Consider the following 14,300-nt stretch of genomic DNA (forward strand, 5'->3'; position numbering starts at 1 on the left):
TCCCCTATTTTTTTCAATCTAGGTGTATAACGGATATTCTTTAAACCGTAAGCACCTAATCTTCTACACTATTATCATATCATAATTTATATAATTATTTATAGATTTAAAATATAAACTATTATAGTATAATAATAAATCATTTTAAAATGGACCAAAAGTAATTCGTTCCACCAAATTGGGAATCATTTTACAATTAATATATGAACTGTAAATTCACATTGTTAAGATTCTTCATTTATAAAAACCTTTGCGGAAATCAAAAATACGCAGTAAGACCATTTAATTAGTTCTACTACGCATTTTAATCCACCTATTAAATTAAGAAACCTTGTATAGAAACATAATATCCGAATAAAGAAACAATTATATTTATATACCCCCAGGAAGCTTTTCCATGTTTTTTAATCTCATCTATCCCTATAATTAAGAGTAATGTACTTAAAGAAAGCATCATATAAGGCGATAAATCAAAATTTCGAGTAATTAGGCCATATAAAGCTAATACAACTGTCACAACCGATAATACAATTCTTAGTAGTCTCATCTTCCCCATCCTAACTCTCTTAAAAAATTTTATTTATCTTCTTTTCTTAATAAAAATATAGACAAATATAACGATAAAAAGTAATAGAAATGCATAGATCACTTTAGAATAGATATCCATATAGTTTACAATTACATCCCATGAACTCCCAACCGTTGCGCCTAAGTTAACTAAGACAATATTCCATATAAATGTCCCCAATGTGGTATAAATAAGAAATACGATTACATTCATATTAGACATTCCGGCGGGGATTGAAATGAGGCTTCGAATTAATGGAATGAATCGACACAAGAAAACTGCCCATGGACCGTATTTATCAAACCATCCATCAGCTTTATAAATGTCGCTTCTTTTGAGGCGGAGTATATGTCCCCACCTATCAACTATTTTCTCTAGTCTTTCCACATCTAATTGTAAACCAATTAGATATAAAACAATAGCCCCGATGACTGAACCTGCAGTTGCAGATAGAACAACATTAAAAATAGTTAGATTCGTAGTAGTTGTCATAAAACCGCCGAATGTTAATATGACTTCTGAAGGTATTGGAGGAAAGATATTTTCTAAAGCAATTAGAAACATAACCCCCATATAACCAAACTCATTCATAATTTCTGTTATCCAATTTTCCACTATACTTTGCACCTACGTCTCTCATATGTATTTTTCTAAGTAATCTTATACGTTTCTTCTATCATTTTATTTCAGTCAAATTCAAATTATCACTATGATGGAATAACTAATATTATCATAATTTGCACAAAGTTAATGTAAAGTTTTTGTTTAGAAAACTTGGCATTCACCAAGCCTTTGGGCGAATGACTTAGTTGCACTTATGCAGACGGGAAAGATTTTATGCTTTCCTACCTGCTAAAAAAAGAGTCCATCTCCCTCTTAACAGGAAACAGACTCCATTCGAATTATTTCTCTTTTACTATAGTTCCCGCGAACCGATCATGTGGGAGGACTTTTCCCTCTTGTTCTTCAAACGCTTTTGGACCTTTTACATAATCAATCGTACTCCAAAGGTCTCGGTAAGCCATACGTTTCATAAGTTGATTGCAATTTAACTCGGAACCATCCCTATTCTCAAGTTCTAGTCCCATCTTCTTATATCCATATGTTTGTCCATTTTTACGAAGTTGTGCGTATTCAAGGGACCATAATACTACTGTAGGTGTCACTATAGCATGGAACGCCTCATTTTTTATCTTTTTACGTAAAACATATTCCACTCCCGCAGTTACTGCACTAGAAATGGCTAGGTCAATAAAAAAGGCTTTCATTCTTTTTTTCGTTATTGGTTTCATAAAACTTTTCCCCCTTCATTAAACTAATATCCTTACGTAACATTGTATAAAAGGTTTCAATAACTATTAACTTTTATTTATGAATTTCATTTAACCTCTTGGTACATCTTCCAAATATAATAGATTGAAACAACCACTAATAGAACTGTCATGATCACAATTCCCGTGCCAAGTCCATTTTGATTACCAAGAGCTGTCTGAACCATCCCAATAAGAATGAAAACAAATAAAATACTTATGCACAAATTCATCACAGCTAACATTCTCGTCGTATACTTAACCATTCCGTTTAATTGTGTCTCCGTTAAGCTCTCTTTTTTCACAAATGGAAGATTTATAAAATGCAGTGATTCTTTTGGGTCTTTTTGATTAATAAACAAAAAGTAATTTAAACCAAAACATTGGAGGAGTAAAAAAACATATAGTATGAGGAAACCAATGATGGTTCCTTTTCCACTCCAAGTGTCCGGTTCACCAGCAAAATTAAAATGCGTAGGAATCTCATCTGGAAGTTGTGCATAATAATAAACGGAATAAAATACCGTCATAATGAGAATTAGAAAGGAACAAACATCAATCCATGGCGAATAAAACTTTTTAATCTTCCCCCACAAGAATCATCATCCTCCAGTTCTACTTCCATTATATAGCAAAAAACAGCTTGTTTGGAATCTTTTTTATTCCATACAGCTGTTTGTATTAAATCACAAATTCCATTTTATACATTTGTTCTCCCCAAAATACTTAAATGACACCTTGAGAAATCATTGCATCTGCAACTTTAACGAAGCCGACAATATTTGAACCGACCACTAGATTACCAGGTGTACCATATTCCTTAGATGCTTCCATACTTTGGCTATAGATATTTTTCATAATGCCCTGTAATTTTTCATCTACTTCTTCTTTTGTCCAAGAAATTCGTGCACTGTTTTGTGCCATTTCTAAAGCAGATACTGCAACGCCGCCAGCATTTGCTGCTTTTGCAGGAGCAAACAATACGTCGTTTTCTAAAAATTCATCAATTGCATCCAAAGTAGAAGGCATGTTTGCACCTTCACCTACAGCTTTTACTCCATTTGCAATTAATAGTTCTGCTGCTTCTTGATCAAGTTCATTTTGAGTCGCACATGGTAAAGCAACATCACAAGGAATCGTCCAAATACCTGCACATCCTACTTGGAATGTAGCTTCTGGATGTTCTTTAACATATTCAAAAATTCGTTTGTTTTCTACTTCTTTCAAGCGTTTCACCGTATCAAGATTAATTCCATTTGGATCATAAATGTATCCACTAGAATCACTACATGCAACTACTTTTGCACCTAATTCCTGCGCTTTTTCCATAGCATAGATAGAAACATTACCAGAACCGGACACTACAACCGTACTTTCATTAAAGCTTAACCCTTGTTCTTTTAACATCTCTTCTACAAAATAAACGGTACCATATCCTGTTGCTTCCTTACGACCTAAACTTCCGCCGTATCCGACACCTTTACCCGTTAAAATTCCTGCTTCATATGCGCCTTTTAATTTTTTATATTGACCAAACATATATCCAATTTCTCTAGCACCAACACCGATATCCCCGGCAGGAACGTCGGTATCTGGACCTATATGCTTGCTTAATTCTGTCATAAAGCTTTGACAGAATCGCATGATTTCCATGTCAGATTTTCCTTTAGGATCAAAATCCGATCCACCTTTTCCGCCACCGATTGGTTGCCCTGTTAAAGCATTCTTAAATATTTGTTCAAATCCTAAGAATTTGATAATACTTGTGTTTACAGATGGGTGGAATCTTAATCCACCTTTATAAGGACCAATCGCACTGTTAAATTGAACACGGAAACCACGGTTAACTTGTACATTGCCCTTATCATCTACCCATGGTACTCTAAAAGTAATTAAACGTTCAGGTTCCACGATACGATCAAGGACAGACTGTTTTATATATGTCGGATTTTTCACAAGCACAGGAATTAAAGATTCAAGAACTTCCTTAACAGCTTGATGAAATTCTTCTTCATGTGGGTTACGTTGTTTAACCGTTTCAAATACATGTTCTACATATTTTTTAACGTTCTCTGTTTGTTGTTCTTTCATATCTTCAATTACTTTCACTTGCAATCAGCCCCTAAAATTAAGTTAAGATTTTAACATGGTTTTATTTTATAATAATATCATTGATAGTTACAATATAAATAATCGATGAAATTAATGCGTTTAATGCATAAGTTAACGGAGTGATGTAAAAATGGAGTTCAGACAAATCCAATATTTTTTAGAAGTTGCTAGACGAGAACACGTTACTGAAGCTGCTGATGCCTTACATGTCGCTCAATCCTCTGTCAGTAGACAAATATTTAATTTAGAAGATGAACTTGGTGTTGAACTTTTTGTCCGGGAAGGCCGAAATGTGAAATTAACTACAATCGGTAAAATTTTTTACGACCGAATGCATTTAGTAATGAACATGATAGATGATGCCAAAAGAGAAGTAAAGGAATATACAAGCCCTGATAAAGGTACGGTCAGAATTGCCTTTCCTATGAGTATGGCAGCTCATACAATACCAACCATTATCCATTCATTTCGTATGCGTTATCCCGAAGTAAAATTTCAAATGACTAGCGCTCCCCATAAAGATTTAATAAATGGTGTTGTAAAAGGGGACTTTAATTTGGCGATGGTTGCACCTATGCCTAATAAAAATAAAGTAAGAAAAATCAAAGGAACTACTCTTTTTACGGAAAAAATTGTCGCATTATTACCAAGCCACCATCCATTGGCCGAACGTGAATCTATTATGTTGCGTGAGTTGAAAGATGATTTTTTCGTCGTTCTGTCAGAATCTTTTGTTTTTCGGGATCAAGTAATCCAAGCTTGTAATAATGCTGGATTCTCACCCAAAATTGCTTTTGAAGGAGAGGACATTCATGCATTAAAAGGATTAGTATCAGCGAGCCTCGGCATTGCATTAATACCAGAAATGACATTAATAGATAATACGCCACGCCCTACCGTTATGATACCCATATCTGACGCAAATGTTACTAGAACCGTTGGCGTAATTTACTCTAGCGAACGAAAATTGTCTCCAACAGAAGAAGTATTTTACCAATTCCTATTGGAAACGTATGAAAGACTTAATGATTTTAAAAATTAGTTACCGATTTTTTATAAGAAAAAAGAATGGCTGTTACAAACCACTTTTTGCCTTTCTTTTTTCAAGCTTTTTATAACTCAATACTCTAATACATTCTATGCGTTCTTAACCCTCTTGCACACCGATTTTCTCTTCATCCTCTTCTAGACATGTTTACATATGCAATGCTTTCCCCAACATTCTTTAGTTACTTTGGAAATTGACTCTCTGAATATATTATTTAATAAATAAAACTCTATTTGGTAACATATATCTATACTTAAAAAATATTGGAGGAATTGGAAATCATGTCTACGTTTAATGAGAATTTAGAGAAATACGCCTCCCTAGCAATTGAAGTAGGTGCAAATGTTCAAGAAGGACAAACACTAGTTATCTCGGCACCAATCTCAGCAATTGACTTCGTTCGTATGTTAACGAAGAAGGCATACGATCAAGGGGCGGCTAATGTACTTCATGAATGGTCTGATGATGTATTAACCCGAACAAAGTTTGAAATGGCACCCGATAAAACGTTTGAATCCTATCCAAAGTACTTAGCTAAACATCGTATCGACTTAGCAGAAAACAATGCTGCATTCCTTTTTGTTTTATCAAGCAATCCTGATTTATTAAACGGGATCGATCCAAAGCGAATTCAAATCAATTCTAAAACAGTTTCTACAGCTCTTGCTACTTTTACGAAATATGAAATGAGCGACAAAATAAGCTGGTCCATTGTATCTGTTCCGAATGAAACATGGGCGAAAAAGGTATTCCCAGAGTTAAACGGTGAAAAGGCCGTAGCTACATTATGGGAAGCTATATTCAATGCAACACGCGCCAATCTCCCGGAACCCGTAAACGCGTGGAGGAAGCACATCGATACGTTGGAATCCAAAGCTACCTATTTAAATGAACAAAAATTCAAAGCTCTACACTATCAGGCCGAGGGAACAGACCTAACCATTGAATTACCAGAGAAGCATATTTGGATAAGTGCGGAGAGCATAAATGAAAAAGGAGCTCCTTTTGTGGCTAACATACCTACAGAAGAAGTGTTCACCGCTCCACTGAAAACAGGAGTAAACGGAACCGTCTCAGCTACAAAACCATTAAGTTATTCTGGAAATCTGATTAAAAATTTCTCTTTAACATTTAAAGATGGAGAAATTATAGATTTTCAAGCAGAAAGAGGATATGAAACATTAAAGCATTTAATTGAAACGGATGAGGGATCGCATTATATTGGTGAAGTGGCGCTCGTTCCACATCACTCCCCTATTTCCAACACAGATTTAATATTCTTTGAAACCCTTTTTGATGAAAATGCATCCAATCATATCGCAATCGGAAAAGGATATGCTTTTTGTTTAGAAGGTGGAAAAGAAATGACCGAAGAAGAGTTAAAAGAAAATGGTCTAAATGATAGTTTAACTCACGTTGATTTCATGATTGGTTCAGAACAAATGGATATTGATGGTATTTTACCAGACGGAACTAGAAAGCCTATCTTTAGAAATGGAAATTGGGCATTCTAAGAACAAAAAAAGGTCGGATGATTGCTTTAAACAAGCTCATCCGACCTTTTTTCAAATCATCGTTTCTCCACAGTAATCCTTCCATTATCCGTTTTTAATTTAACTAAGTTTTCCCCATCTCCAATGACTGTATCATAATGACTATTCCCGAAAACAGAAATCTTTCCATTATCTGTATTTATATGAAACGTTGTGTTTGTTGGGTCTTTTTCTGTATACACTTCAATCGCTCCATTATCTGTTTCTAAGTCAATCATTTCATCCAATGAAGCGGTCTCTATAATTATTTTACCATTATCGGTTTTACCTGAAATTTCTCCTGCGACTTTATTCAAATGAATCGCACCATTATCTGTCTCAGCGGAAAGATAGGAACTTTCTAAATTTGCTAAATCTATTTCTCCATTGTCTGTTTCTACATACATGTCATTTGCTTTTAAATCTTCCAATTTAACTTGACCATTATCCGTTTTCACTTGAATCATTTCGTACATATTCTGAGGTAAATGAAGGGTTAATGTAGATGGTTTAAATGCATTAAACCAGTCAATTTGAAACCATGAAAAAAATCGTTTGTCTTTCAGTTCGACCATTAACGTATCGTTTTTCACCTTTGCTTCAAGCTTACTATTTTTATTTTTCCCTGAAACCGTTATTTTTGCCGACTTACCTTCAGTTGGAAAAATCTCCACCCTTGCATTACTCGCCTTTACATTTACCCCAACAAAGTCCTGCGATATTTCTATTTTCTCTGAGGCTGTTCCATTTCTTGTGAAAAATTGTGTAATACTAACTACCAAAACCCCAATTAACACAATCGCGATGATTGCTACCTTTTTCAATTCCATCCACTACCTTTCTATATTTTATCTGTTTCAAGAATATATGAAATTGCAACCAAAAAGAATACCCCTGAAAAGTATTTTACAATACGCCTTAAGTTGTATGGAGACTAATACAAAAACGGTTATAATGGAAACATGTCGAACGAATATTATTCTTAAGTATAAATTAAATTTTCCTTTTTGTTTCATTGCATTTATAATTTATATGATAATATACCTTCTAAGAGGTTGTTCGCATGCACATTATGAATTATTACAAAGAAAGGATGCTTTTCTTTTGAAAAAACCAATACACAAAACAGGGATATTATTGCTCGCAGCGGTTATGTTGTTTTCGTTTTTGACAACAACTGTACATGCTGATGCAGGTCCTGGAGATGTTATCGTTACATTAGGTGAGGATTTAACCGCTGAACAGAAACAAACGGTTCTTAAAGATATGGGAATAGAAAATGAAAATGATGTTGAAATCGTTTATGTTACAAATAAGGAGGAACATAACTATTTAGGTAGCTATATTCCAGCCGCCCAAATTGGATCTAATGCCATTTCCTCTGCAAGGATTACATTTGGACAATCCAATTCAGGCCTAGCAGTGGAAACAAAAAACATTAATTACATTACAGAAGAAATGTATATCAATCCTCTTGCAACTGCAGGAGTTACAGATGCACAAATCTATGTTACTGCCCCATTCTCCGTTTCTGGAACAGGCGCATTAACAGGAATTCTAAAAGCTTACGAAGTGTCCACTGGTGAAAAAATTGACGAAGATGTAAAGCAAGCTGCTAATGAAGAAATGGTTGTTACTTCTGATCTTTCCAAAGATGAGAATATCGGTGAAGACAAAGCATTAGAATTGATGAATTTAATTAAAGAAGAAATGGCTGAAAAAAATCCTCAAACAGAAGCTGAAATTCGCGAAATGATTAAGCGTCTTGCAGCAGAATTAGGTATCAATCTTACAGATGCACAATTAGATCAGCTTGTTTCTTTATTTAATAAATTAAAAGGGTTAAACATAGACTGGGATAAAGTGAACGACACCATTAATACTGCAAAAAATAAAGTGCAGGAATTTGCCCAAACAGAAGAAGGACAAAATATTATCAATTCTTTCCTTAACTTTTTGAAGTCTATTTGGGACTCCTTTATTTCAATCTTTACTAAATAAAAATAAGAGAGGCTGGGACAAAAGTTTTTTAACCACATAAAATCCGAACATGTTTGAGCGAATAATCGCTCCGGAAATATACTTCGCTTTCCGTGGGCGGCTGGTGAGCCACCTTGTGCTATCGCACTGCGGCGTCTCACCTAGGCCTTTCCTCCCACAGGAGTCTACGTATATTTCCTCCGCTTAGATAGCGGATTGTTCGCCTTTAGGATTAAGCACTTTTGTTATGTCCCAACCTCATATTATTTTTAGTTCTTAAAATTTAAAACTTCAGAAACAGGTTTTGGTGTTACTCCATATATATTTTCTACTTTATAAGAATGAATTTCATTATAAACTTCTTTCATATTTTCATAGATTGCCCATTCTGAAGTAGCACTATTCGTCCAATATAAAATTTCCATTTTAACTAGCTCATTCGATATAAAGGATTGAAATTGGTAGTCAATTGGCTTCGCATATTGAAATCCTTCTCTTTTGTAAAACCGAAGCCTTTTTTCCGTATCAGGTTCTTCCTCATTTATTGGCTCCACCTCTAGAATGATCGTTTTATTTTTGGCTTTGAATTTCTCCATTAATTGATGGCCAATCCCTTTACCTCTTGCTTTCTCTGATACCCAGATAAAGTCTATAAATATATAAGTATCAAATTCTGCATACATGACGATGTGATATTCCCCTTCATCTTTCACGTAATGCTCATCTTTTTCTAACATTAACATGTCTAATTGTAATTTTGATTTCATTTCATTGACTGGAAAATATGTATTTAGTTTTTCATACCAGTTCATCAATAATTCTCCTTTACCTCATTACAAAAACGTTTTTTTATCCTTTTCTACATGCAGAAAGAGCGCCACCATTTGCAGGAACAACCTTTATACGCTAAGATCCAAATCTATACATCACGAAAGCTATGCTGATATCAGCATGCCTGCTCCTGATATCAGCATTCACGCTCCAGTTATCAGCATTCGTGCTCCGGATATCAGCATTCACGCTCCCGATATCAGCATTCACGCTCCCGATATCAGCATTCCCTCTCCCGATATCAGCATTCCCGCTCTCGATATCAGCATTCCCGCTCCCGATATCAGCATTCGTGCTCCTGATATCAGTTTTTATACTTTCCTACCCTTCTCCACAATTCCATATAATCACCACATATAAAGTAGGCACAAATCTATACGATTCGCGCCCATTTTTGCTATTATTTATGATTCTCTTAGCTTTTTAAAATACTCACGCACATCATTCCAGCCGCTAACATGAACATGGTCTGTTTTCATATTTTCATTGTGATAAGCTTCAAATAATAAACCGGTTCCCGTGAAATTATCTAATTGGGCAACCGTATCATCAATTAAATAATCGGCATGGACAACCTTTTTATTTCCGCAAAAGATGAAATAATTATGGTCTAAAAATGGAAAATGTTCTTTTAACCAATCATATTTGTCCATGAAGGAAAATGGGACTTCCATTGCAGCCGTTGCAATATAAATATCGTAATGCTCGGACAATTCTTTTACAACTGGAATAGCCGAATCGATTACTTCTAAATCACGGAAATATCCAGCTGTATTAATCGCTTGACCAAGCACCATTAATTGTTCTTTCGTTAATGATGTCCAAATACTCTTCCCGCGTAGCCCCTCCTTACTTACTGGAAGGCCTAAATCAATTGCAGTTTGAAAAACTTTTTTCGAAGTATCTGCAAGAACTTCATCCATATCTATGGCAATACTAATTCTCTCCACAAAAACACTCCTTATTATATCACGTCTTAACTGGCTGTAAGACCCCCACTTCAAGAAATCAGGTTGAGCCAAGAGATCTAAGTGGGGGACAACAGCCTGATAAGTTCAACTACATTCAGTAAGGATGATAGAAACCCCCTACTGAATGAGTTTCACTTTATCTGCTCCTTTCATTCTATCTGTTTTATAGTAAAACTTCTATCTATATCCCCCTAAATTCTGCGTATCTTTAGAAAGAGTGAAATTAACGGTAACTTATTCTTGTTCAATCAAAAATTCTAATACTTCCTCCATGGAAAGACGCTGAGATTGATTAATCGTTATTTGTTCAGCCTGCAAAACATCCTCTACATTACTTACATCATTCGTAACAATTTGGGGCGGGTTTACTTCATACTGGATGACGTTCGGATGATTCTTCACTTTCCCTGTTAAATGAGAAACCCATATTCTTCCCCAATTATCATGAATTTCATCTTTATAAAAGGTATTTGTAATTCGTCCTTGATTCATTACAATAATTTCATCACAAAGTTGATTAACTTCGTCAACCGTGTGAGTGGCAAGAACGATACTCCTTTCTCCAGTTTCCATAAATGCAATAAGATCTTCTTTCATTTTTCCTTGAGAAACGATATCCACACCTGCCGTTGGTTCATCAAGCAAAAGTAATTGTGGATCATGTGCTAAAGCAAAAATAAAATCAATCTTTTTCTTCGTTCCCTTCGAACATTTACTAAATTTCTCATCTATATCAATACGATAACGTTTCACCAACTCGGTAAATTTTTCCTCATTCCAAGTTGGATACCAATGAGATATCAGATTTTTTATTCCTTTAATCGTTAAAAAGTCATATCCTTCAAGCAATTCACCTGCATAGCCAATCTTTTCCTTATAATCCGATTGATCATCAAATGAATTCTGTCCAAAAAACCAGATTTCACCATCGTCCTCTTTCAATATACTCATTAATAAACGCAGGAACGTACTTTTACCGGAACCATTCGCTCCTACTAATCCAACAATCATCCCTTGTTCCAACTCGAAATTCATTGGACCAAAGTGAAACTTTTTAAATCCTTTCTTTACGCCTTTTACTTCTAATACCGAGGTTTGCATATTTATCCCCCATTATTCAAAATTTTTCTTCATCACATTCGTAAAAATATGATTGATTTCCTTTTCTGAACAGCCTACTTGTATTCCTTGTTCTACTGCCTTTTCAAACGCATCAAATACAACTTTTTGTTTTGTCTCTTCCATATTTTCTTGTTTCACTTCACGAACAAATGTCCCTTTTCCCTGTACTGTCTTTATAAAACCAGAAGCCTCTAAATTTTGATACGCCCTTCTTGTTGTAATCACACTACAACCTAAATCACTCGCTAATGCCCTTATGGAAGGAAGTGGCGTCTCGGGAAGTAGCTGACCACTAACGATAAGTGTTTTGATTTGCGTCTCGACTTGATGATAAATTGGCTCTCTACTTTCTTCAGAGACATGGACTGGTATCTTCATGTGAAATCCACTCCCTCCTATATATAATCACGATTTTTTAAACGTCTTTTGAGTATTTTATTCCATTCATAACAACTTACTACTCCTATGAGAATAGAAACGAAAGCAACCGTCCATCCATAAGTTGTTATAAGTTGTATAATCGACTCAACTATACCTTGATTAAAAGATACAAAGAAAATTATTTCTAAAATAACAACTAGGCCAATATAAATGTAAGGAATAAAATGAAGCATTTTCCCTCTCATTCCGTATTCTACATATGGATTTAGTCCACCAACGGTTAACATAAATCCAAACCAAACGATGATAAAAATAAAATATTCACCAATCGTCAACCTCTCAAAGAAATTACCGGAGAACATATGGATAGTTACTGTCATCGATTCAAAAAATCCAAGCGACATGATGATTAATGTACATAACATAAATAATGTTCGACTTAAAGCTAAAACAGAGACGGAAATCGGTAAAGAACGTAGTACTGCCATTCGCTTCCCATAAGGACCATGCTTAGCTACCCGATAACTCATATATGGTTTAGCCATCGATAAAGTTGCAAAAGCAGGTGCTAATCCAATTAAAAAGAAATCGAGTAAAAAGAGGTTATATGAAAAAGAATCTACTTCAAAGCGAAACTGCATTTGTCCTGAAAAAATAGTTCCTATAAATAATCCACAAAACAAACTGAAAATAAACGTTGAAATAACTGCCACCCATTGTTGCTTATACTCCATCTTAACTAACCAAAATGCATCTTTAAACATTTCCATACCCCTCCTTAATTTCCATTAAAGTAATTAATTATGCCTTTGTCTTTTAAACCAATAAAATCAATCCCGAAATACAATAAAACAGTAAAAGCAATACTCCAAGTTGTAATACTTATAGCCATCCAAATAAATGTCTTCTTTTTTGTTCCACCAAATGTCATACTAGCTAAAGTAGTTAAGTGGCTTCCAGCAACTAATGGGCCAAGCATTGCTAACCCTGGCAACCCATATTTCTTCCATAAATTTTGCGCTCTTACGGAACGTTTACTTTCTTTAGGTCCCTTGTCTTTTCTACGTTTATTTCTCCAAGCCTTAAATTGATTGATGAACATAATGAGTAGTAATACCGTTAATAAATTCCCTACTAGCCCGATAATCATAACAGGTGCAATAGACAATCCCGAGAGAATGGCAATCGGAATTACCCCGTATGCCTCAAAAAATGGTGCCGCTGCTAAAATAAAGACTAAAACATATCCCCAAAGTGCTTTCATCAAAAATTCCTCCCAAAGTATTTAAGTGTTAAGGTGTATATATCCATATAAACACTATAACACCATTTTTGTGAAACGTAAGCCTATTTTAGAAAAATCTTCCGAAGAATAAAAAAACCCGTCTTTGCAGACAGGTTTGATTATGTTCTATTTATATTGTTTTTTTTGGTATTTCCTTATAATCAATTTCAAAACCAAGATCTTCAATCATCTTATGGTCAGCAGTAGTTTCTTGGCCTTCCGTTGTTAAATAATCACCAACGAAAATAGAGTTAGCCGCATACAGACCTAGTGGCTGTAGGCTCTTTAAGTTTACTTCTCTACCACCAGAAATACGAATTTCCTTCGTTGGATTAATATAACGGAACAACGCTAATACTTTTAAGCAGTATCTTGGATCTAGCTCTTTTGTTCCTTCCAATGGTGTTCCATCAATGGCATGTAGGAAGTTAACAGGGATTGAATCAGCATCCATAACTTTTAGACTTCTTGCCATATCGATGACATCTTCTTTTGACTCCTTCATTCCAACAATAACACCAGAACATGGAGAGATTCCTGCACTTTTCGCAGTTTCAATTGTATGTACGCGATCATCATATGTATGAGAAGTAGTAATATTTGGATGATGCGCTTTTGATGTATTGATATTATGATTATAGCGGTCTACACCAGCTTCTTTTAATTTTTTTGCTTGTTCAGTCTTCAATATACCCATACATGCACAAACTTTTAAATCATATCTCTGCTTAATTTCTTTAACTGCGGAAGCTACTGTATCCACTTCACGATTACTAGGCCCCCTGCCGCTTGCGACAATACAATAAGTCCCTGCATTTAATTTATTTGCCTGATTCGCACCACTTAATAATGATAACTCACTAACAAAAGTGTATTTGTCTACAGGTGCGTCTGAAACAGAAGACTGGGCACAATATCCACAGTTTTCCGGACAAAGTCCTGATTTTGCATTAATAATCATGTTTAATTTTACTCTATTGCCATAATAATGATGTCTTATTTTATAAGCCCCTTGTATTAACAGTAAAAGTTCCCCATCAGGACAATTTAAAATAGACAATGCTTCCTCGTCTGTAATTTCTTCTCCTACAATGACACGTTCAGCCATGTCAAACCAATCATTCATTGTTCTCCCTGCCCCTTTCTCCTAACTTCTTCCC

Annotated in this window: 16 protein-coding genes; 3 read left to right on the top strand and 13 right to left on the bottom strand. The window is 35.0% G+C overall.

What is annotated here, in order from left to right; genetic code table 11:
• Positions 1–316: 316 nt before the first annotated feature.
• From A9178_RS17435 to gdhA, 5 genes are all read right to left on the bottom strand, one after another.
• Positions 317–547 carry a DUF3953 domain-containing protein gene (locus A9178_RS17435; protein ID WP_068677554.1) on the bottom strand — a complete coding sequence of 77 codons (231 nt, stop codon included), beginning with the start codon at positions 545–547 and terminating at the stop codon, positions 317–319.
• A 33-nt stretch (positions 548–580) separates the two neighbouring features.
• The gene (locus A9178_RS17440; protein WP_068677556.1) at positions 581–1,183 is read right to left on the bottom strand and encodes a DedA family protein; all 603 of its coding nucleotides are present in this window, start codon (positions 1,181–1,183) and stop codon (positions 581–583) included.
• A 287-nt stretch (positions 1,184–1,470) separates the two neighbouring features.
• Positions 1,471–1,860: an RDD family protein gene (locus A9178_RS17445; protein ID WP_068677558.1), complete on the bottom strand. Its 390-nt coding sequence runs from the start codon at positions 1,858–1,860 to the stop codon at positions 1,471–1,473.
• An 86-nt stretch (positions 1,861–1,946) separates the two neighbouring features.
• Positions 1,947–2,474, bottom strand: coding sequence for a DUF1648 domain-containing protein (locus tag A9178_RS17450; RefSeq protein WP_068677560.1), 528 nt, complete (start codon positions 2,472–2,474; stop codon positions 1,947–1,949).
• A 130-nt stretch (positions 2,475–2,604) separates the two neighbouring features.
• Positions 2,605–3,969, bottom strand: a complete 1,365-nt coding sequence (gene gdhA / locus A9178_RS17455) for an NADP-specific glutamate dehydrogenase (RefSeq protein ID WP_068677616.1) — start codon at positions 3,967–3,969, stop codon at positions 2,605–2,607.
• A gap of 151 nt (positions 3,970–4,120) precedes the next feature.
• Here gdhA and gltC point away from each other — a divergent pair, with 151 nt between their 5' ends.
• Both gltC and A9178_RS17465 read left to right on the top strand, forming a co-directional pair.
• Positions 4,121–5,032, top strand: coding sequence for a glutamate biosynthesis transcriptional regulator GltC (gene gltC, locus A9178_RS17460; protein ID WP_068677562.1), 912 nt, complete (start codon positions 4,121–4,123; stop codon positions 5,030–5,032).
• A gap of 287 nt (positions 5,033–5,319) precedes the next feature.
• Positions 5,320–6,552, top strand: a complete 1,233-nt coding sequence (locus tag A9178_RS17465; protein WP_068677564.1) for an aminopeptidase — start codon at positions 5,320–5,322, stop codon at positions 6,550–6,552.
• Positions 6,553–6,608: 56 nt separating this feature from the next.
• Here the strand turns inward: A9178_RS17465 and A9178_RS17470 are convergent, their stop codons facing one another.
• On the bottom strand, positions 6,609–7,400 hold the full coding sequence (locus A9178_RS17470; RefSeq protein WP_068677566.1) for a DUF4097 family beta strand repeat-containing protein: 792 nt from the start codon (positions 7,398–7,400) through the stop codon (positions 6,609–6,611).
• A 274-nt stretch (positions 7,401–7,674) separates the two neighbouring features.
• Here A9178_RS17470 and A9178_RS17475 point away from each other — a divergent pair, with 274 nt between their 5' ends.
• The gene (locus A9178_RS17475; protein ID WP_231889881.1) at positions 7,675–8,571 is read left to right on the top strand and encodes a DUF1002 domain-containing protein; all 897 of its coding nucleotides are present in this window, start codon (positions 7,675–7,677) and stop codon (positions 8,569–8,571) included.
• A gap of 248 nt (positions 8,572–8,819) precedes the next feature.
• Here the strand turns inward: A9178_RS17475 and A9178_RS17480 are convergent, their stop codons facing one another.
• The 7 genes from A9178_RS17480 to bioB form a co-directional block, all read right to left on the bottom strand.
• The gene (locus A9178_RS17480; RefSeq protein ID WP_068677568.1) at positions 8,820–9,362 is read right to left on the bottom strand and encodes a GNAT family N-acetyltransferase; all 543 of its coding nucleotides are present in this window, start codon (positions 9,360–9,362) and stop codon (positions 8,820–8,822) included.
• Positions 9,363–9,785: 423 nt separating this feature from the next.
• Positions 9,786–10,331 (bottom strand): 5' nucleotidase, NT5C type, encoded by a 546-nt coding sequence (locus tag A9178_RS17485; protein ID WP_068677569.1) that lies wholly within the window; start codon positions 10,329–10,331, stop codon positions 9,786–9,788.
• A 255-nt stretch (positions 10,332–10,586) separates the two neighbouring features.
• Positions 10,587–11,453 (bottom strand): ABC transporter ATP-binding protein, encoded by an 867-nt coding sequence (locus A9178_RS17490; protein WP_068677571.1) that lies wholly within the window; start codon positions 11,451–11,453, stop codon positions 10,587–10,589.
• Positions 11,454–11,465: 12 nt separating this feature from the next.
• Positions 11,466–11,852 carry a GntR family transcriptional regulator gene (locus A9178_RS17495; protein ID WP_068677573.1) on the bottom strand — a complete coding sequence of 129 codons (387 nt, stop codon included), beginning with the start codon at positions 11,850–11,852 and terminating at the stop codon, positions 11,466–11,468.
• 17 nt (positions 11,853–11,869) lie between these two features.
• Positions 11,870–12,619 (bottom strand): hypothetical protein, encoded by a 750-nt coding sequence (locus tag A9178_RS17500; protein ID WP_068677576.1) that lies wholly within the window; start codon positions 12,617–12,619, stop codon positions 11,870–11,872.
• Positions 12,620–12,633: 14 nt separating this feature from the next.
• Entirely contained in the window at positions 12,634–13,119 is a 486-nt protein-coding gene (locus tag A9178_RS17505) for a small multi-drug export protein (RefSeq protein WP_068677578.1), read from the bottom strand.
• A 151-nt stretch (positions 13,120–13,270) separates the two neighbouring features.
• Positions 13,271–14,266, bottom strand: coding sequence for a biotin synthase BioB (gene bioB / locus A9178_RS17510; RefSeq protein WP_068677580.1), 996 nt, complete (start codon positions 14,264–14,266; stop codon positions 13,271–13,273).
• Positions 14,267–14,300 lie beyond the last annotated feature (34 nt).

Origin of the sequence: Oceanobacillus sp. Castelsardo (assembly GCF_001659985.1) — a bacterium.
In the GTDB taxonomy this organism is placed as follows: Bacteria; Bacillota; Bacilli; order Bacillales; family Amphibacillaceae; genus Oceanobacillus.